This window comes from Streptomyces sp. NPDC002958 (assembly GCF_055563255.1).
In genome coordinates, this window is the sequence record NZ_JBVHDS010000028.1 from 1 (window position 1) to 19754 (window position 19754).

General features: G+C 67.5%; 17 protein-coding genes and 1 riboswitch. Of the genes, 13 read left to right on the plus strand and 4 right to left on the minus strand.

All coding sequences use genetic code 11. The features are described 5' to 3' along the window. Positions 1 to 190 precede the first annotated feature (190 nt). From ACZ3IC_RS29590 to ACZ3IC_RS29635, 10 genes are all read left to right on the plus strand, one after another. On the plus strand, positions 191 to 799 hold the full coding sequence (locus ACZ3IC_RS29590; RefSeq protein ID WP_467421107.1) for a CDP-alcohol phosphatidyltransferase family protein: 609 nt from the start codon (positions 191 to 193) through the stop codon (positions 797 to 799). 113 nt (positions 800 to 912) lie between these two features. Continuing rightward, positions 913 to 3408 carry a sugar phosphate nucleotidyltransferase gene (locus ACZ3IC_RS29595; protein ID WP_467421109.1) on the plus strand — a complete coding sequence of 832 codons (2496 nt, stop codon included), beginning with the start codon at positions 913 to 915 and terminating at the stop codon, positions 3406 to 3408. A 98-nt stretch (positions 3409 to 3506) separates the two neighbouring features. Further along, on the plus strand, positions 3507 to 4430 hold the full coding sequence (locus ACZ3IC_RS29600) for a DUF881 domain-containing protein (protein ID WP_467421110.1): 924 nt from the start codon (positions 3507 to 3509) through the stop codon (positions 4428 to 4430). After that, the gene (locus ACZ3IC_RS29605) at positions 4427 to 4759 is read left to right on the plus strand and encodes a small basic family protein (RefSeq protein WP_003970459.1); all 333 of its coding nucleotides are present in this window, start codon (positions 4427 to 4429) and stop codon (positions 4757 to 4759) included. The genes ACZ3IC_RS29600 and ACZ3IC_RS29605 overlap by 4 nt, the downstream gene beginning before the upstream one ends. Before the next feature lie 20 nt (positions 4760 to 4779). Then, a complete protein-coding gene (locus ACZ3IC_RS29610) occupies positions 4780 to 5568 on the plus strand; it encodes a DUF881 domain-containing protein (protein ID WP_467421113.1) in 789 nt (262 codons plus the stop codon). A gap of 190 nt (positions 5569 to 5758) precedes the next feature. Further along, positions 5759 to 6547, plus strand: coding sequence for an FHA domain-containing protein (locus ACZ3IC_RS29615; protein WP_467421115.1), 789 nt, complete (start codon positions 5759 to 5761; stop codon positions 6545 to 6547). A 17-nt stretch (positions 6548 to 6564) separates the two neighbouring features. Beyond that, positions 6565 to 7308 (plus strand): transcriptional regulator FtsR, encoded by a 744-nt coding sequence (ftsR, locus tag ACZ3IC_RS29620; RefSeq protein ID WP_467421117.1) that lies wholly within the window; start codon positions 6565 to 6567, stop codon positions 7306 to 7308. Positions 7309 to 7362: 54 nt separating this feature from the next. Beyond that, positions 7363 to 7836 (plus strand): bifunctional nuclease family protein, encoded by a 474-nt coding sequence (locus ACZ3IC_RS29625; protein ID WP_006123076.1) that lies wholly within the window; start codon positions 7363 to 7365, stop codon positions 7834 to 7836. Positions 7837 to 8004: 168 nt separating this feature from the next. Further along, the gene (locus ACZ3IC_RS29630; protein WP_467421118.1) at positions 8005 to 8622 is read left to right on the plus strand and encodes a MerR family transcriptional regulator; all 618 of its coding nucleotides are present in this window, start codon (positions 8005 to 8007) and stop codon (positions 8620 to 8622) included. A gap of 57 nt (positions 8623 to 8679) precedes the next feature. After that, the gene (locus tag ACZ3IC_RS29635) at positions 8680 to 10146 is read left to right on the plus strand and encodes a DNA polymerase IV (protein ID WP_467421120.1); all 1467 of its coding nucleotides are present in this window, start codon (positions 8680 to 8682) and stop codon (positions 10144 to 10146) included. On the opposite strand, the gene ACZ3IC_RS29640 is transcribed toward ACZ3IC_RS29635, so the two are convergent. After that, positions 10071 to 10439 carry a PRC-barrel domain-containing protein gene (locus ACZ3IC_RS29640; RefSeq protein WP_467421122.1) on the minus strand — a complete coding sequence of 123 codons (369 nt, stop codon included), beginning with the start codon at positions 10437 to 10439 and terminating at the stop codon, positions 10071 to 10073. The genes ACZ3IC_RS29635 and ACZ3IC_RS29640 overlap by 76 nt on opposite strands. Before the next feature lie 107 nt (positions 10440 to 10546). Then, positions 10547 to 10643: riboswitch (glycine riboswitch) on the plus strand. A 194-nt stretch (positions 10644 to 10837) separates the two neighbouring features. Here ACZ3IC_RS29640 and gcvP point away from each other — a divergent pair. After that, positions 10838 to 13723 (plus strand): aminomethyl-transferring glycine dehydrogenase, encoded by a 2886-nt coding sequence (gene gcvP, locus ACZ3IC_RS29645; protein WP_467421123.1) that lies wholly within the window; start codon positions 10838 to 10840, stop codon positions 13721 to 13723. A gap of 88 nt (positions 13724 to 13811) precedes the next feature. Here the strand turns inward: gcvP and ACZ3IC_RS29650 are convergent, their stop codons facing one another. Together ACZ3IC_RS29650 and ACZ3IC_RS29655 are read right to left on the minus strand one after the other, a co-directional pair. Further along, positions 13812 to 14018 carry a DUF5999 family protein gene (locus ACZ3IC_RS29650; RefSeq protein ID WP_467421125.1) on the minus strand — a complete coding sequence of 69 codons (207 nt, stop codon included), beginning with the start codon at positions 14016 to 14018 and terminating at the stop codon, positions 13812 to 13814. A gap of 320 nt (positions 14019 to 14338) precedes the next feature. After that, positions 14339 to 14932: a hypothetical protein gene (locus tag ACZ3IC_RS29655; protein ID WP_467421127.1), complete on the minus strand. Its 594-nt coding sequence runs from the start codon at positions 14930 to 14932 to the stop codon at positions 14339 to 14341. A gap of 479 nt (positions 14933 to 15411) precedes the next feature. Here ACZ3IC_RS29655 and ACZ3IC_RS29660 point away from each other — a divergent pair, with 479 nt between their 5' ends. Next, entirely contained in the window at positions 15412 to 16917 is a 1506-nt protein-coding gene (locus ACZ3IC_RS29660; protein ID WP_467421129.1) for a glutamate-cysteine ligase family protein, read from the plus strand. Positions 16918 to 16969: 52 nt separating this feature from the next. Here ACZ3IC_RS29660 and ACZ3IC_RS29665 read toward each other — a convergent pair whose 3' ends face one another. Further along, positions 16970 to 18760 (minus strand): substrate-binding and VWA domain-containing protein, encoded by a 1791-nt coding sequence (locus ACZ3IC_RS29665; protein WP_467421132.1) that lies wholly within the window; start codon positions 18758 to 18760, stop codon positions 16970 to 16972. A gap of 184 nt (positions 18761 to 18944) precedes the next feature. Here ACZ3IC_RS29665 and ACZ3IC_RS29670 point away from each other — a divergent pair, with 184 nt between their 5' ends. Then, entirely contained in the window at positions 18945 to 19724 is a 780-nt protein-coding gene (locus tag ACZ3IC_RS29670; protein ID WP_467421234.1) for a CPBP family intramembrane glutamic endopeptidase, read from the plus strand. Positions 19725 to 19754 lie beyond the last annotated feature (30 nt).

Sequence of the window (19754 nt, forward strand, 5' to 3'; positions counted from 1 at the left end):
TACTGCAGGGGGGACCCTGTGGGAGAGTAGGACGCCGCCGAACTCCTTTTACGGGAAAGCCCCGTGCCCTTGTGGCACGGGGCTTTTCTGCGTTCGCGAGGACTTGCGTTACCCCTGTGCACCTGCCCGAAGTGGCTGAGGGTAAGGTCAGGGGGGCATCATTGGCACGTTCTTCACAGGAGGCCCCCGGGTGGAGGTCCAGGAGACTCGGGTTCAAACGGACCGGGTCCTCACCATCCCCAACATCCTCAGCATGGCTCGCCTCGTCGGGGTACCGCTCTTCCTGTGGCTGATTCTTCGCCCCGAGTTCGGCGGGCCCAAGAGCGATGGCTGGGCGCTGCTGGTGCTGATGCTCAGCGGGATCAGCGACTACCTCGACGGTATGCTCGCCCGCCGGTGGAACCAGATCAGCAGCCTCGGTCGGCTCCTGGACCCTGCTGCAGACCGCCTCTACATCCTTTCGACCCTCGTCGGCCTGACCTGGCGGGAGATCCTGCCGCTCTGGCTCACCGCGGCACTTCTGGCCCGCGAGCTGATGCTCCTCGTGATGGTGGGAATCCTTCGCCGTCACGGCTATCCGCCGCCCCAGGTGAACTTTCTGGGGAAGGCTGCCACGTTCAACCTGATGTACGCGTTCCCCTTGTTGCTGCTCAGCGACGGAAGTGGTTGGCTTGCATCGCTGGCCGCTATTTTCGGATGGGCGTTCGCAGGTTGGGGTACAACGCTCTATTGGTGGGCAGGGATCCTCTACGTGGTTCAGGTCCGCCGGCTCGTCAGGGCGGATGTAGTAGCCGATTGAGCTCGTTGATGCGGTGCCGCGCAGTGTGGCCGGCCCGCCGCTGATGACCCACATGGTGCCCTGACGGGCGAAGTCGGCTAGACCGTCGTCTCTTTTAGGAGGACGTTTCCGACATGAAGGCCGTCGTGATGGCTGGTGGCGAAGGCACTCGTCTTCGTCCCATGACCTCAAGCATGCCCAAGCCGCTTCTGCCCGTCGCCAATCGGCCGATCATGGAGCATGTGCTTCGGTTGCTCAAGCGGCACGGGCTCAACGAGACCGTCGTAACGGTCCAGTTTCTCGCCTCGTTGGTCAAGAACTACTTCGGGGACGGCGAAGAGCTCGGGATGGAGCTCAGCTACGCCAACGAGGAGAAACCGCTCGGCACCGCTGGAAGCGTGAAGAATGCCGAGGAAGCGCTGAAGGACGACACTTTCCTCGTCATTTCCGGTGACGCGCTCACCGACTTCGATCTCACCGACCTCATCGCCTTCCACAAGGAAAAAGGCGGGCTGGTGACGGTGTGCCTCACCCGCGTGCCGAATCCTCTGGAATTCGGCATCACCATTGTGGACGAGGCGGGCCAGGTCGAGCGATTCCTGGAGAAGCCCACCTGGGGTCAGGTCTTCTCGGACACCGTCAATACGGGCATCTACGTCATGGAGCCCGAAGTCTTCGACTACGTCGACGCCGACGTCTCGGTGGACTGGTCCGGTGATGTCTTCCCTCAGCTCATGAAGGAGGGCAAGCCCATCTACGGCTATGTCGCCGAGGGTTACTGGGAGGACGTCGGTACCCACGAGAGTTATGTGAAGGCGCAGGCCGACGTCCTTGAGCGCAAGGTCGACGTCGAGATCGACGGCTTCGAGATCTCGCCAGGGGTATGGGTCGCGGAAGGCGCGGAAGTACATCCCGACGCGGTGCTGCGGGGACCCGTCTATATCGGGGACTATGCAAAGGTTGAAGCCGGTGTGGAAATTCGCGAGCACACGGTCATCGGGTCGAACGTCGTCGTCAAGAGCGGCGCCTTCCTGCACAAGGCCGTGGTGCACGACAACGTCTACATCGGCCAGCACAGCAATCTGCGCGGATGCGTGATCGGTAAGAACACCGACGTCATGCGGGCCGCCCGCATCGAGGACGGCGCGGTCATCGGGGACGAGTGTCTGGTCGGTGAGGAATCGATTATTCAGGGCAATGTCCGCGTCTACCCGTTCAAGACCATCGAGGCAGGCGCCTTCGTCAATACCTCGGTAATCTGGGAATCGCGCGGACAGGCCCATCTCTTCGGGGCCCGTGGTGTGTCCGGGATTCTGAACGTCGAGATCACGCCGGAACTTGCGGTCCGGCTCGCCGGAGCGTATGCCACGACTCTCAAGAAGGGCTCGACGGTCACCACCGCACGCGACCACTCCCGCGGCGCCCGTGCACTGAAGCGAGCGGTGATCTCGGCGCTTCAGGCCAGCGCCATCGACGTCCGCGACCTGGAAAACGTACCGCTGCCCGTCGCACGCCAGCAGACCGCACGGGGCAGCGCCGGCGGGATCATGATCCGTACGTCTCCCGGCGTGCCCGACTCGGTCGACATCATGTTCTTCGACGAACGGGGCGCGGATCTCTCCCAGGCACGACAGCGGAAGCTGGACCGGGTCTACGCACGACAGGAATACCGCCGCGCCTTCCCGGGGGAGATCGGAGACCTGCACTTCCCGTCCAGCGTCTTCGACTCGTACACCGGATCGTTGCTGCGGAATGTGGACACCGCGGGAATTGCCGACGCGGGTCTCAAAGTTGTCGTCGACGCCTCCAACGGCAGCGCGGGACTGGTCCTGCCCAGCCTGTTGGGGCGGCTCGGCGTGGACTCATTGACCATCAACCCCGGCCTCGATGAATCACGCCCCACCGAATCCGCCGACACCCGGCGTTCGGGACTGGTGCGGCTGGGCGAGATCGTCTCTTCGGCAGGGGCCGCGTTCGGTGTGCGGTTCGATCCGGTCGGCGAGCGACTCTCCCTGGTTGATGAACGGGGCAGGATCGTGGAGGACGACCGGGCGCTCCTGGTGATGCTCGACCTCGTGGCAGCCGAGCGGCGCAGCGGGCGGGTGGCGCTGCCGGTGACCACGACACGGGTCGCCGAGCAGGTCGCGGCCTACCACGGCACGCAGGTCGAATGGACGACGACATCGCCCGACGACCTGACGCGGGTGGGACGCGAGGAAGGCACCATCTTCGGTGGAGACGGCCGCGGTGGCTTCATCGTTCCCGAATTCAGCAGCGTCTTCGACGGATCTGCTGCCTTCGTGAGACTCCTTGGGCTCGTCGCCAGGACCCAGCTCACCCTCAGCCAGATCGATGCCCGCATTCCGCGCGCCCATGTCCTGCGCCGTGATCTGGCTACACCCTGGGCCGTCAAGGGCTTGGTCATGCGTCGGGTCGTGGAGGCCGCAGGGGACCGCAGCGTCGATACGACGGACGGTGTGCGGGTCGTCGAGGCCGACGGGCGATGGGTGATGGTGCTGCCGGACCCGGCCGAAGCAGTCACCCATTTGTGGGCCGAGGGACCGGACGACGCCTCCGCGCAGGCACTGCTGGACGAATGGGCGGCGGTCGTGGACAGCGCAGGTCACTGAGGGTTCCGCCGGTGTGCCCGGCGGTGTCCGGAGGCGCCCTTGGGCACACCGGTGGGGCCATTCGGCGGTAGCGGCGGCGACGTGCGACGATGTGCGGCATGTCGCAGCAGCCCCCCGATCGGAGTACCGCCTCGCCGCCTGCGCGCCCCGACGCGTCCATGTCGCTGCTGACCAATGTGATGGACCACAGCCTGGACGACGGATACGCCGAAGCGGCGGCGCGTCGCAAGGCCGACGGGAGCGCGGGTATGCCCCGCACGCTCAAGTCGAAACTCGGCCTCGCCGCATGTCTGGTGCTTGCTGCCCTTGTCGTCACGCTCGGGGCCGCGCAGGCACGCGTCTCCGCGCCGGTCCTCGCCAAGGAGCGCGAGGAACTGATCGACCGTATCGACGGGGAGACGGCGGCGGCCGACACCCTTGAGTCGCAGGTCGACAAGCTCCGGGACGATGTGGGCAGGCGGCAGCGCAAGGCGTTGGAGAAGCACGGCGGGGACCAGGGGGAGCTGGTGGCCCTCCTCGCCGGTGCGACGCCGGTGGAGGGCCCCGGTGTGAAACTCGTCGTCGACGATGCAAGGGACTCCGACCAGGGCGGTGGCGGGCCGAGGGAGACCGCCGGATTCGCCGACACGGGGCGGGTGCGAGACCGGGACCTGCAGCGGGTTGTCAACGGCCTGTGGCAGTCCGGTGCAGAAGCCATCGCGATCAACGGGCAGCGTCTGACGGCCCTGTCGGCGATCCGCGCGGCCGGCGACGCCATACTGGTCGACAACAGACCGCTCGTGCCGCCGTACACGGTGCTTGCGGTGGGGGACGGGAAGCCGCTCAGCACCGCATTCCAGGACAGCGCTGACGGCCAGTATCTGCAGGCGCTCAAGGACACCTTCGACATCCGGACGAGTATCTCCGTCCAGGAGCGGGTGAGCCTTCCGGTGGCGCCGAGCCTGATCGTACGAACAGCAGAGCCTCATAAGGCCGCAGACACCGGCAGTGGTGCGGCAGACACAGGGAAGGGCACATCGTGATCGCCGTACTGGGCCTCGTCGTGGGAGTCGTGGTCGGACTGTTGGTCCGGCCCGAGGTGCCGGCGGTGGTCGAGCCCTACCTTCCGATCGCCGTCGTGGCTGCCCTCGACGCGGTCTTCGGGGGTCTGCGGGCCATGCTCGACGGAATCTTTGTCGACAAGGTGTTCGTGGTGTCGTTCCTGTCGAACGTCGTGGTGGCTGCACTGATCGTGTTCCTGGGCGACAAGCTGGGCGTCGGAGCGCAGCTCTCCACCGGTGTGGTGGTCGTGCTCGGCATCCGGATCTTCTCCAATGCCGCGGCCATCCGTCGGCACGTCTTCCGGGCCTGAGGCCGATGAGCAACGAGCTGATGAGCAATGAAGAACTTCCCAGCGACAAGGAGCGCACCGGCGAGCAGTCGGCCGGGGCCGCCAAGGAACTGACTGGGCGTCAGCGGCTGATCGCCGGGTTGTGGCCGCCACGGGTGACGCGGGCCCAACTCGTTGTCGCAATGCTGCTGTTCGGCCTCGGTCTCGGGCTGGCCATTCAGGTTCGCTCGAACAGTGACAACAGCGCACTGCGGGGTGCCCGCCAGGAGGACCTGGTCCGCATTCTCGATGAGCTGGACGACCGCACACAGCGTCTGGAGGACGAGAAGCAGCGCCTCGACGCTCAGCGCACTGAGCTGGAGAACAGCTCCGATCAGGCTGAGGAGGCTCGTAAGCAGACGGTGGAGAAGGAACGGCAACTCGGTATTCTCGCGGGTACCGTGGCGGCACACGGGCCCGGGATCACGCTCACCATCAATGACCCGGGAAACGGGGTGAAGGCGGACATGCTGCTCGACGCGCTCCAGGAGCTGCGTGCGGCGGGCGCCGAGGCGATCGAGGTCAACGGGGTGAGGGTGGTGGCCAATACGTACTTCTCCGGTGACGGCGGCAACGTCAAGGTTGACGACCGTAAGATCACCGCGCCGTATGTGTTCAAGGTGATCGGCAAGCCCCAGGACCTGGAGCCGGCGCTGAATATTCCTGGCGGTGTGGTGCAGACACTGGAGAAGGAGCAGGCCACCGTGCATGTGGCGCAGGCCGACGACATCGTCGTCAACGTCTTGCGACCGGCGAAGCGGCCTGGCTACGCTCGGTCGTCATCCTCGTGAGGCCGCCGCACAGAGGGGTCGAGGGTCACGGGCAGGAGGTTGCGGGGGGTCGCCGCATCGTAATGGTGGTGCGTGGTGGAAACTGTCGAGTGGATACGGACGTTGTGAACATGTCCGGGTCGGCAGGTGTGTTCGTTCAGGGTTCGTCCTGCCCCACGGGCGGGTCTATTTCGGTCAAGGGGAATCGCCCGTGAAGTTGTTTGGGAAGTTGTTCGGCAAGAGCGCTCGCGATGAGGCTGCCCGCCATCGCGCACCGCGCCATGGCCAGGCAGATGAGCAGGGCTCGGAGCGCCCGCTCTTCCGCGATCAGGTGTCTGGTTCGGGCAGTGATAATTCGGGCGCTTCCGGCGCGTCGTCTGTTGACCCTGCCGGTGCCGACCGCATAGGTTTCGGAGAACCGTCAACCTCAAGTACGGGTGGAGGGTTTACTCCGAGGCAGGAGGGTTCATCCATGCCGGTCTGTACGAGGTGCGGGCATCGCAACGCCGAGGCCAGTCGATTCTGCTCCAACTGCGGCGCGCCGCTGAGGGGTGGAGTTCCCGAGCGTGCCTCGGAGACGACCTCGACCATCTCCATCTCCGGTCTCGAGGCGTACGAGGCGGAGGCCACCGGGCAGACGCCCTTGCCGTCCCTCTCGCCGGAGGCACAGGCAGCTGTCGATGCTCTTCCGCTCGGCTCGGCGCTCCTGGTGGTGCGACGTGGTCCGAACTCCGGCAGCCGCTTCCTGCTGGACGGTGAGCTGACCACGGCCGGCCGCCACCCGCAGAGCGACATCTTCCTCGACGACGTGACGGTGTCGCGGCGGCATGTGGAGTTCCGCAGGAGTCCCGACGGCAGCTTCACGGTTGGGGACGTGGGCAGCCTGAACGGCACCTACGTGAACCGTGAGCGCATCGACTCCGTTGCCCTGTCCAACGGCGACGAAGTGCAGATCGGCAAGTACCGGCTGGTCTTCTACGCGAGCCAGCGGGGCATCTGACCCGTCAGGGAAGGTCCATGCTGAGAACACCGACGGGCGGTGCCGGTCACGGCACCGCCCCCGCCGACGACCGCCCGATGAGCATCGGCACGGTGCTCCTGCAATTGCGGGACGAGTTTCCCGAAGTCACGATCTCCAAGATTCGCTTCCTGGAGGCCGAAGGGCTCGTCGAGCCGCAGCGGACCCCCTCCGGCTATCGCAAGTTCCGTGGGGCCGACGTGGAGCGGCTGGCTCAGGTGTTGCGCATGCAGCGGGACCACTATCTCCCGCTGAAGGTCATCCGAGAGCATCTCGACGCCCTCGCCCGTGGCGAACAGTCGGCCCTGCCGTCCGCGGGCGGCCCGCGGGATCTGACCGACGGCGGCTGGGACGCGGAGTCCGGACGGGCCACCGCGGCCCGTATCGGGCGTGCCGAGCTGCTCGCGGCCGCCGAGGTTGCCGAGAACGACCTGGATGAGTGGGAGTCGTACGGCCTGGTCGCTCCCACCGCCGAGGGCGGTTACGACGCCGAGATGGTCACGGTGGCCAAGCTTGTGGCGGATCTGGGTCGATTCGGTCTGGAGCCGCGTCATCTGCGCGCCATGCGGGCGGCCGCGGACCGCGAGGCGGGACTCATCGAGCAGGTTGTCGCCCCGATGCGCAGGCACCGGAATCCGCAGACCAGAGCACATGCGGAGGCCACCGCGAGGGAGCTTGCGGAGCTGTCCGTACGGCTTCATTCGGCCCTTGTGCAAACCGCTCTGAGGGTTCGGCTCCACTGACTCACGTCAGTGCCCGACTACCCAAACCTGCCGAGCACGTCCTAGGGTTGCTGTGTGAACGAGCTCGACGTTGTGGGTGTCCGGGTGGAAATGCCCTCCAACCAACCGATCGTGCTCCTGCGTGAAGTGGGAGGCGACCGGTACCTCCCTATTTGGATCGGTCCTGGTGAGGCGACCGCGATCGCCTTTGCCCAGCAGGGCATGGCTCCGGCCAGGCCGCTGACCCATGATCTCTTCAAGGATGTGCTCGAGGCCGTCGGCCAGGAGCTCACCGAGGTCCGTATCACGGACCTGCGGGAAGGGGTCTTCTACGCGGAGCTGGTCTTTGCCAGCGGGGTCGAGGTGAGTGCGCGGCCGTCCGACGCCATAGCGCTCGCGCTGCGCACCGGAACGCCGATCTACGGCAGTGACGGGGTGCTCGACGACGCCGGTATCGCCATCCCGGACGAGCAGGAGGACGAGGTGGAGAAGTTCCGCGAGTTCCTCGACCAGATCTCACCGGAGGACTTCGGTACCAACAGTCAGTGACCGTTCGACGGGGTCGCCGTCAGCGCATCCGACAAGCCTTTCCCGTTCGCGAGACACGGGAAACCACCCTCAGGGTGATTATCACTCGGCGTGCCGAGTGTGGCGATCGTTGACGCACCCCGAGCGACTGCCTACCTTCGAGATGGCAGGTCAAGGACGGAGGTCGGCGTGAGAAGCAGCGGCGACGGTATGGCAGCGGGTGGGCCGTATTCGCAGCAGGGGAGTACAGCCGGCCACACCATCAGGCAACCGGTTCAGCCGGCGGCGGTGGCGGGGGGCGGCGTGGCATCGGCCAGCGACATCGGCTATCGCGGGCCGACAGCTTGCGCGGCTGCGGGCATCACCTATCGGCAGCTCGACTACTGGGCGCGCACGGGGCTGGTCGAGCCGAGCGTGCGTCCGGCGTACGGTTCGGGCACACAGCGGCTCTACAGCTTCCGGGACGTCGTCCTGCTGAAGATTGTGAAGCGCTTCCTGGACACGGGCGTCGCCCTGCAGAACATCCGTACCACGGTCCAGCATCTGCGGGCACGCGGATTCCAGGATCTTGAGCGGATGACGCTGATGAGTGATGGGGCGACGGTCTACGAGTGCTCCTCGCCCGACGAGGTCGTCGATCTCCTCCAGGGCGGCCAGGGGATCTTCGGTATCGCCGTGGGTGTGGTGTGGCAGGACGTCGACGCCGCGCTGTCACAGCTGCACGGTGAGCGGGTGGACACCGGCGAGACACTGATCGGGAACAACCCCACTGATGAGCTCGCGCGGCGGCGCAACCGCGCCGGCTGACCCGGCCGGGGAATCGGGCGCGGCGATTGTCAGTGCCGTAAGGCAGCATCGGTTGATGTGAGAGCCGCGCCCACCATCCTGCATCTGGACATGGATGCCTTCTACGCCTCTGCCGAGCAGGCGGCGAAGCCCAGTCTGCGCGGCAAGCCGGTCGTGGTGGGCGGGCTCGGGCCGCGTGGAGTCGTCGCCACCGCGTCGTACGAGGCACGGCGCTTCGGGGTGCACTCGGCGATGCCCATGGCGCAGGCGCGGCGGCTGGCTCCCAACGCGGCCTATCTGGTGCCCCGCTTCCTGCTGTACCGGACGGTCAGCGACCAGGTGATGGAGCTGCTCGGGCGGCTTTCCCCGCTGGTGGAGCCGCTCAGCCTGGACGAGGCCTTTGTGGACCTCGAAGCCGGTGGGACGGCAGATGACACGGCTTCCGCGCTGGAGATCGGTGAGCAGCTGCGCACAGCCATCAAGGCGGTCACCGGACTCACCGGCTCGGTCGGGCTGGCCGGTTCCAAGATGCTGGCCAAGATAGCCTCGGAGGAGGCGAAACCGAACGGGCTGCTGCTCATCGAGCCGGGCACGGAACGGGAGCTGCTCGCGCCCATGTCGGTACGGATCCTCCCCGGCGTCGGGCCCGCGACGGCGGACCATCTGCGCCGCGCCGGGATGACGACGGTCAATGACCTGGTCGAGGCAGGTGAGGCGGAGCTCGTACGCCTGCTGGGGAAGGCGCACGGCGGCTCGCTCCACCGCATGGCGTTCGGGTACGACGACCGGCCGGTGGTCGCCGAGAGGGACGCGAAATCGGTGTCGGTCGAGGACACCTTCGACGCGGACCTGCACGACCGGGTGCGGGTCAGGACGGAGGTGGAGCGGCTGGCCGACCGATGCGTCCAGCGGCTGCGGGGCGCGGGGCGGTCCGGGCGGACGGTGGTGCTGAAAGTGCGGCGGTACGACTTCTCCACGCTCACGAGGTCCGAGACGCTGCGTGGGCCCACGGACGACCCCACAGTGGTCCGGGAGGCCGCCGCACGGCTCCTGGAGTCCGTGGACACCACCGGAGGCGTACGGCTCCTGGGCGTGGGCGTCACGGGGCTTGCCGACTATACGCAGGAGGACCTCTTCGCCCAGGCTGCCGGTGAGCAGGCCGCGTCCGGGGAATCGACCGAGGAGGAGGAAGAAGCGAAGGCGGGGGACAACGGGGGCGAGCCGGTGGGCGGTGCGCACGAGGAGCCGCGGGAGACCGCCGAGCAGCTCGCCGCACGGCGCTGGCCCGCCGGACACGACGTACGCCACGACACATACGGCCATGGCTGGGTGCAAGGTAGCGGTATCGGTCGAGTCACGGTGCGGTTCGAGGAACCCGAGTCGGCGCCCGGCCGGGTGCGTACGTTCCGGATCGACGATCCGGAGCTGCAGTCGGCCGATCCGCTGCCGCTGGTGCGGAACCCGGTGGACTACTCGTCCTGGCCGGTCAGGTTGCCGAAGTCCCTGTCCGGGCCGGTCTCCGCGGGCGGGGAGTCCAGACCGTAGTGCCGGTAGAGCTGGAGCTCCTGTTCCGGTGAGAGATGGCGGCCGACACCGAAGTCGGGTGCGTCCTTGATCAGCGCACGGTCGAAGGGGATGCGGAGCGAATCCTCCACGAATTCGCTGGGTTCCAGCGGGACGAAAGCGTCCCGGCTGAAGAGTCCGGTGCGTACTGCCGCCCACTCGGGCACACCGGTCGCGTCGTCGAGGTACACCTCGTCCACGGTTCCGATCTTGGTGCCCTTGCGGTCGAATGCCTTGCGGCCGATCAGGCGGCGCGGATCGATGTCGCTCTGCACGGTCCCTCCCACTGGTCGCGGCTACTCCACTACAAAAGTGCAGATCCGGGGGGTTGGCCACTCGAGAATTCCGCAGGGAACCCCGCTGGTAGTCTGGTCATGGCTGCTGACCCCGTGCGGGAGAGTCCTCCGGAGCGAATCCGAAGGCGCCGAAGGAGCAAATCCTCCCCGGAATCTCTCAGGCCCCCGTACCGCACGGACGAGGTCACTCTGGAAAGCAGGGCGGGTTCCGTGCGGCCGAGTGCCGGCACGGTTCCCTTCCTCACCGACGGTGAAAGCCGGTACGCCGCAGGGCGCGCCGGTGAAGCTCTCAGGTCGAGATGACAGAGGGGGAGGCCGTTCGGGCACCCGCGCCGTGGTGCCCCTCGCAGGTCGTGACAGACCAGGAGGCCTCCACCATGACCCCCCGTCGCACCCCGCTCTCCCAGCTGGAGCAGGGCATTCCCTTCGAGCAGCGCCATATCGGGCCCGATGCCGAGGCGCAGTCGAAGATGCTCGCCCAGGTCGGTTACGGCTCGCTGGACGAGCTGACCGCGGCTGCGGTGCCCGACGTCATCAAGAGCGCGGAGGCACTCCAGCTGCCTGCCGCCCGCACCGAGGCAGAGGTCCTCGCCGAGCTGCGCGCCCTCGCCGACCGCAACCAGGTGCTGGCCCCGATGATCGGGCTCGGCTACTACGGCACCTTCACCCCGCCGGTGATCCTCCGCAACGTCATGGAGAACCCCGCCTGGTACACGGCCTACACGCCGTACCAGCCGGAGATCTCGCAGGGCCGCCTGGAGGCGCTCCTCAACTTCCAGACGATGGTCGCCGAGCTGACCGGGCTGCCCACCTCCGGCGCCTCCCTGCTCGACGAGGGCACCGCGGCCGCCGAGGCCATGGCGCTCTCGCGGCGCGTCGGCAAGGTCAAGAACGGTGTCTTCCTGGTCGACGCCGATGCCTTGCCGCAGACGATCGCCGTCATAGAGACCCGTGCCGAGCCGACCGGCGTCGAGGTCGTCGTCGCCGACCTCTCCGACGGCATCCCGGCAGAGATCGCCGAGCGCGGTGTCTTCGGTGTCCTGGTGCAGTACCCCGGCGCCTCCGGAGCGGTTCGGAACATCCGGCCCGTCATCGAGCAGGCCCACGAGCTCGGTGCGATCGTCACTGTCGCCGCCGACCTGCTGGCCCTGACCCTGCTCACCTCACCGGGCGACCTGGGCGCGGACATCGCGGTCGGCACCACGCAGCGTTTCGGTGTACCGATGGGCTTCGGCGGACCGCACGCCGGCTTCATGGCCGTACGCGAGAAGTTCGCCCGCAGCCTGCCCGGCCGCCTCGTCGGCGTCTCCGTCGACGCGGACGGCAACAAGGCCTACCGGCTGGCCCTGCAGACCCGTGAGCAGCACATCCGCCGCGAGAAGGCCACCAGCAACATCTGTACCGCTCAGGTACTGCTCGCCGTCATGGCCGGGATGTACGCCGTCTACCACGGCCCGGACGGGCTGCGGACGATCGCCCAGCGCACCCACCGCTACGCGACGATCCTGGCCGAGGGCCTGCGCGCCTTTGGCGTCGACATCGTGACCGGCGCCTACTTCGACACCCTCACCGTGCGTGTCCCGGGGAAGGCAGCCGATGTCGTGGCCGGCGCCCGCGAGCGCGGCGTCAACCTGCGGCAGGTCGACGCCGACCTGGTCTCCTTCGCCTGCGACGAGACCACCACGCGTACGCAGATCACCGCTGTCTGGGCCGCTTTCGGCGCCGACGGGGACATCGAGGCACTGGACGCCGCAGCTGCCGACGCGCTTCCCGAGGGGCTCCTGCGCACCGACGAGATCCTCAGCCACCCGGTCTTCCACCAGCACCGTTCCGAGACCGCGATGCTGCGCTACCTGCGCAAGCTCGCCGACCGGGACTACGCCCTGGACCGCGGCATGATTCCGCTCGGCTCCTGCACCATGAAGTTGAACGCGACCACCGAGATGGAGTCGATCACCTGGCCCGAGTTCGGCGCACTGCACCCCTTCGCGCCGGCCGAGCAGGCACAGGGCTTCCTCACCCTCATCCGTGAGCTGGAGGAGCGCCTCGCCGAGGTCACCGGGTACGACGCGGTCTCGATCCAGCCGAACGCCGGATCGCAGGGCGAGTTCGCCGGCCTCCTGGCCGTACGGGCGTACCACCGGGCCAACGGCGACGACCGGCGGACCATCTGCCTCATCCCGTCCTCCGCTCACGGCACCAACGCCGCCAGCGCCGTGATGGCCGGCATGAAGGTCGTCGTGGTGAAGACCGCTGACGACGGCGAGGTCGATATCGAGGACCTCCGCGCCAAGATCGAGAAGTACCGCGACGAGCTCGCCGTGCTCATGATCACGTACCCGTCGACGCACGGTGTGTTCGAGGAGCACGTCGCCGACATCTGCGCCGAGGTGCACGACGCCGGCGGTCAGGTGTACGTCGACGGCGCCAACCTCAACGCTTTGGTCGGTCTCGCCAAGCCGGGCCGGTTCGGCGGCGACGTCTCGCACCTGAACCTGCACAAGACCTTCTGCATCCCGCACGGCGGCGGCGGCCCCGGCGTCGGTCCGGTCGGAGTGCGCGCGCACCTCGCACCGTACCTGCCGAACCACCCGCTGCAGCCCGCAGCGGGCCCCGAGACGGGTGTCGGACCGATCTCGGCTGCTCCGTGGGGCTCGGCCGGCATTCTCCCCATCTCCTGGGCATACGTACGCCTGATGGGTGGGGAGGGCCTGAAGCGCGCGACGCAGGTCGCCGTACTCTCCGCCAACTACATCGCCAAGCGCCTCGAACCGCACTACCCGATCCTGTACAACGGCCCGGCCGGGCTGGTCGCGCACGAGTGCATCGTGGATCTGCGGCCGATCTCCAAGGCCACCGGCGTCAGCGTCGACGACATCGCCAAGCGTCTGATCGACTACGGCTTCCACTCGCCGACCATGTCGTTCCCGGTCGCCGGGACGCTGATGATCGAGCCGACCGAGAGCGAGAACCTCGCGGAGCTCGACCGCTTCTGCGACACGATGATCGCCATTCGTGGCGAGGTCGAGAAGGTGGGCTCCGGCGAGTGGAGCGCGGACGACAACCCGCTGAGCAACGCTCCGCACACCGCGGCGATGCTGGGCGGGGAGTGGAAGCACGGCTACAGCCGTGAGGTGGCGGTCTTCCCGGCCGGAGTCTCGGCCGCCGACAAGTACTGGCCGCCGGTGCGCCGGATCGACGGTGCCTTCGGTGACCGTAACCTTGTCTGCTCCTGCCCGCCGCTGGACGCGTACGACAACTGAGGCATGAGCGGTAGGGCGTGACGCGGACATGTGTCGGGGCCGGTGCGGAGAATTCTCCGGGCCGGCCCCGGTTCATACCCGGCCGGGGTCAGGCGGCGTTCATCACCCGGCCGGTCCCCAGGGGCCGGTGCGGGGCGATGATCTGCCCGTCCGGAAGCAGCTCACCGGTGTCCTCGAAGAGCAGGACGCCGTTGCACAGCAGGCTCCAGCCCTGTTCCGGGTGGTGTGCCGTCAGGCGGGCGGCTTCCCGGTCGGCTGAGTCGGCGGTCGGACATGGTGGCTGGTGCTGGCACATGGATGGGTTCTTTCGCTGCGTTGTAGTGAATGTCCTGCGGCTCGATGAGGTGTTCATGGCCGCCCCCCGTATCGATCGGTCCGGTCCCAGTGTTGCCCTACGGGCGTCAATCCGCAGGGATTTCGCAGCAGCACTTCTCCTTACCCCGATGACGCGTCACCCGCCCGGACGGTTCACCGCAACTGCACTGTCACTTCGGGTGGTTCGGGGTGGTCCAACCGGGCTAGTCCGGATGGGCGGGATGCGCGCCCCACAGCACTGTGCCCCGGCACCGGAGATGGTGGCGGGGCACAGCGCTGTGGGATGGGGTGCGGCCGTGGTCAGGCCGGTGATCCGAGCAGGGGGCCGGGGCCCGGGGTGATGCGCAGCGTCATCACGCGAAGCAGATCGGCGACCCGGTGCGGGCGATGCGCCGCGATTCCCGGAGGTGCGGGAGCCAGCGGTACCAGGAGATCGGCAGGGGCGAGTGTCCCGCCGGAGGCGTCGACCTCGGTGTCGCCGTGCAGCCACAGCGCCAGCATGTAGAGCTCCGGGATGGACAGCAGCCGTGGCTGGTAGTGCGGTGTCACCGTCTCGGCCTGGCGCAGGGCGAGTTCGGTCGAGGCGATGTACGGGCCCTCGAAGAAGTGTGAGAAGGCCCAGCCGTCCGGAGTGAGCATGGTGTCCGCCGCGGCGACGGCCTGCTCCGAGCTGCGGATCACGAACCGCCACGCGGCAAGCCGGGTGGCGGGTGCCAGCCCGCTCGGACCGATCCGGTCCAGTACATGGACAGGGAGCGGGAGTTCGGGGCTCAGTGGTCCCTGAGCGGATCGGAGGGCGGGCGTGCGGGCCTCGCGGACTGCGGTGGGTGAACCGAGTGCCGCGAGAACACTGCGCAGAGCGGGCGCGGGAGCCGGGGGAACATGCAGCGGCATAGTGGGTCGCCTCTCACTTCGGAGACACGGTGATGCGTGGGCGGGTGCAGACGGCGCTGTCGGCGTGCGGGGCCAGAGGGGGCCGGTGACCGGGCCGGTGCGTCAACTCTCTGCCTCGTCCGCAAAGTTTATACGACACGTGTTCACGCAGTGATTCCACTAGCCGTCACAGCTATTGCCGACAAGGTGGTATCAAGACTTTATTATGCGGAGATTCTGCTGATTCGTCGTCAGCGGCGCAGTCACCGCCAGGGATTTTTCCCTGGGTGCGGTCGGCCGAAACGCGTCGGCGTTTTCACTACGCACCGGACGGGGGAAACTGCGTACTGCATCATGCCGATGGAATGTGCCCCGGACGAACCTCAGATTACTGCGTGCGGCGTTCACGAGGGCGTTATGGATCACCGGGCCTGGGCATTATCGATCGTGACGCGAGCGGCCTGGGCCGCGGGCCGCCCACTCGAGGGAGGGATGCTTCGATGGGGGAAAAGGTCGTGGCGGGCGCCTTTGACCTGTCCGATCGGCAGAGGTGCCGGAGGAAGCTCCACCAGTGCCTGGAGGGGCTGGAGAGGCTCCTGGCAGAGCGGAGGTTCGACCGCCCCCGCAACCTCATGGGCATGGAGATCGAGCTGAATCTGGCAGGCTCCGACGGCATGCCGAAGATGATGAATGGGGAGGTGCTCCCGCGCATCGCGAGCCGTGATTTCCAGACCGAACTCGGGATGTTCAATTTGGAGGTGAACATAGTCCCGCACCATCTGGACGGACGCGTTTTTGATCAGCTGGCCGAAGAGCTCAGGACCGGCCTCGGATATGCCCATCGGAAGGCGAGCGAGGTCGATGCCGGGATCATGATGATCGGAATTCTGCCCACCCTGGGCCGCAGAGACCTCGTTGCGGCGAACCTCTCGGAGGCGGACCGCTACACACTGTTGAACGATCAGATGGTGGCCGCGCGGGGCGAGGATTTCTTCCTCGACATCCAAGGCGTGGAGCGATTGGTCTCCACCTCCTCCTCGATCACCCCGGAGGCCGCCTGCACATCCGTTCAGCTGCATCTGCAGGTGACACCGGCGCGCTTCGCGGCCGTATGGAACGCGGCCCAGGCCGTCGCCGGGGTCCAGATCGCGCTCGGTGCCAACTCCCCCTTCCTGTTCGGCAGGGAGCTGTGGCGGGAATCGCGGCCGCCGCTCTTCCAGCAGGCCACGGACACCAGACCGCCCGAACTCCAGAACCAGGGGGTGCGGCCCCGGACCTGGTTCGGCGAGCGGTGGGTCGATTCGGCGTATGAGCTCTTCGAGGAGAATCTGCGCTATTTCCCCCCACTGCTGCCGATCTGTGACGAGGAGGACCCGCTGCGGGTGCTCGACGAGGGCGGGGTGCCGCAACTTCAGGAGCTCGTGCTCCACAACGGTACGATCTACCGCTGGAACCGGCCCGTGTACGGGCTGGCCGACGGCGTACCCCATCTGCGGGTGGAGAACCGGGTTCTGCCCGCCGGCCCCACTGTCACCGATGTGATCGCCAATGCCGCGCTCTACTACGGGCTCGTGCGGGCGCTTGCCGAGGAATCCCGTCCGGTGTGGACCAGGCTTCCATTCGCCGCAGCGGCCGAGAACTTTGACACCGCCTGCCGCCACGGCATCGACGCGGAACTGATCTGGCCCCGTCCAGGGCGTTCGGGTGGGCTGACCCGGGTGCCGGCCGTCAAGCTCGTACGGGACGAACTGCTGCCGCTGGCCGCTGCGGGGCTCGATGCCTGGAACATCGAGCCCACGGACCGCGACCGCTACCTCGGGGTCATCGAGGAGCGTTGCAGAAGGCGGGTGAACGGGGCGTCCTGGCAGGCGGACACCTACCACCGGGCACGGGAGGCCGGGTTCGAACGGCATGCGGCACTGGCCGTGACCACCCGCCGGTACGCCGAACTGATGCACAGCGGCGAACCTGTGCACAGCTGGCCGACGGGTGTCCCCGCGCCGTGACCCCGTCGCGGCGTCAGCAGGCGCCAGCCGCCGTTCCCGACTGCGCGGAGCGCTACTGAGAGGCGTGGCTGCCCTGCCCGGCCGTCATGACAGCCTGCAGAATCACGGCCTCGATGTCGGCCGGGTCGGTGAGCTGGTACCCCCCGCCGCCGGTCACCTTCGCTATCTCGTTCACCTCATCGCGGTCGGCTTCGGGGCCGACCGCGATGGCGAGGAGCGGCACCGGGCGTTCCGGGTCGGCGATCCGCTTCAGTTCCGCGATCAGCGCGCTGCGGGAGATGGAGAAGTTGTCCTGGTTCGACCCGTCGGTGAGGATCAACACAGCGTTGAACTTGCCCTTCACATACGTCGCCTGGGCTTCCTTGTACGCGGCCAGAGTGGTGTCGTACAGACCGGTGGCGCCGCCCGGCACCGGTTGCAGGGCGGAGAAGGCCGCGGTGAGCCTCTCGCGGTGGGTGCCGCCACCCTTCGCCGGGTCGCCGAGCCGGCGGGTCGGCACCAGCCTGCGGTAGTCCTTGTCGCCGTCGAGCGTGGTGGCGAACTCCCAGAGTCCGATCTCGTCGTTCGGGGTGAACTGGTCGAGGGCCTGGATCAGGGACGCCTTGGTGACGTCCATCCGGGACTGGTTGCGCCCCGGCACGATCGTGGCCATCGAACCCGAGGCATCGACGACCGTCGTCAGCCGCGCGCTCTGCACGGTGATTGTCCACAAGCCGAGGGTCTCCTGGAGCGCCTCGGCGGACGGTGCCGCGGCGGCCGCGGTGGCGTACGGCTGAGGCTTCCTGCCGCCCGCCGACGCGGCCACCGACTCCCCGGCCGCTCCGTCGACGTTCCTGAACCCGTGCTTCCTCAGGGTGGCTTGCGCACCCGGCTCGTTCAGCAGCGTCATGAAGCGCAGCGCCGCCCGGCCCTCGGAAGTGCTCATCCTGGTCTCGTCGACCAGCGTGTACGGATAGTTGAGCAGCGGGGTGCCGTCCCTGGGGTAGAAGAGGTCGAGCCTTCCGCCGCCGGTCGACTCCGTGTTGTGGGCGAACGCTGCCTGCTCGGAGACGAGCACCGCCTGGTTGCGCTCCGGATCGCCCTGTTCGGCACCCGAATCGCTCTGCGCCAGTGTTTCCAGTACCTGGGTGTCGCCGTCCGACACGCGCTGGGCGAGCAGTTTGGCCGTCGCCGCGACCCTGGTGTCGCTGTCGCCACCCTGCTTGTCGGAGGACGCGCCGATGCTGGAGAGCGCGAGGAGGCCGGTGGCACTGCGTGCCGGATCGGCGGCGCCGAGGCGCACCTTGCCAACGTCCATGGCCGCGGCCGTCAACTCGGTCCAGGAGTACTTCTTTTTCGGCCAGCCGAGCTTCCTGGCCGCCGACGGCACCATGGCCAGGGTGACTGGGGAGGAGGCGACGGAATCGCCCGGTGTGATGGGGACGCCGTCACCGGAGCCCTTGGCCCGGTCGAGCCAGAGGTCGGAGTCGGGCAGCCAGATCTGGTAGTCCGGGCTGCCGGTGCCGGCGGAGAGAGCACGGGCGACCTTGTAGGAGTCACGGGCGACCACCCGTACGTACAGACAGCGGCCGTCGGACCTCAGATCGTCCTCGCGCGCCTTGTCGGCGACGGCGCGCACGGCGGGGGCGATGTCGGGTGAGGCCACCATGGAAAGACGTAGGGCGGACTCCTCGCAGGAGGACTTCGAGAACGACAGCAGGCCGCCCTGCGCCGCGACTGCCGTGCCCGCCGCCACCGCGAGGACGAGCGTGGTCGCGATCGCGACGGTGCGCCGACGGGTGGGCGGAGGGCTGTCCCCGCTTTTATCGGCCGCGTAGTCGTCGGGCAAGCTGTTACGTCCCATGTCGGTGGTGCCCCTCCTTGAGGATGAACAAGGAAAAGGGGGACCACACCATCGCCAATGGTGATTGTCCCCCGGCCTGTCGCGCATGATCTTCGTACCTGCATTCGAGACCCTAGCGGGGCGGGGAGCGGGATGGGGCGTGAACGCACAACTCGAGGCAGGTGTACAGGTGGAGGCGGGGCGCGTGACTGATTCTTTTCCGCAAGAGGCTGTGTCGCGGCGGATATTGCGGTCCGAAACGTTGCTGGTGCTGGCTCTCTCATTGGGAGCCAGCGGTGTGTCTTCCCTGATCAGCTTTATCGGATCACTGACGAAACCAGGGGGTTTGAAGGAACAGGCCGCGACGCTCAACGGTTCGTACGCTCCGGGGCGTCCATGGCTGGATCTCGCCTGGCAGCTCTTCGGTATCGCGACGGCTCTGGTTCCCGTCGCCCTCGTCGCGCATCTGTTGATCAGGGAGGGTGCCGGCCTGCGTGTCATCGGCTTCGACTGGACCAGGCCCTGGCCGGACCTGGGACGCGGCACGATGGTGGCGGCGGGCATCGGAAGCGCCGGGCTCGCCTTCTATCTGGTGGCGCGGGCAGCCGGTTTCAATCTGACAGTGGTCCCGGAATCACTGCCCGATGTGTGGTGGAAATTTCCGGTCCTGATCCTGTCCGCAGTTCAGAATTCTGTGGTGGAGGAAGTGATCGTCGTCGGGTACCTGCTGCGCAGACTCGGGCAGTTGGGGTGGACACCGATGGCCGCCCTGGTGGCGAGTTCGGTACTGCGCGGTTCGTACCACCTGTATCAGGGGATCGGCGGCTTCATCGGCAACATGGTGATGGGCGTGGTCTTCGTGCTGCTGTACCGGCGCTGGGGGCGGGTCGGGCCGCTGGTTGCGGCGCATGCGCTGCTCGACATAGGGGCGTTCGTCGGATACGCCCTGCTGGCGGGGAAGGTGGGGTGGCTGCCTACGCCGTGAGTGGGGTGGGCGGCCGTCGGTGGGTGGTTG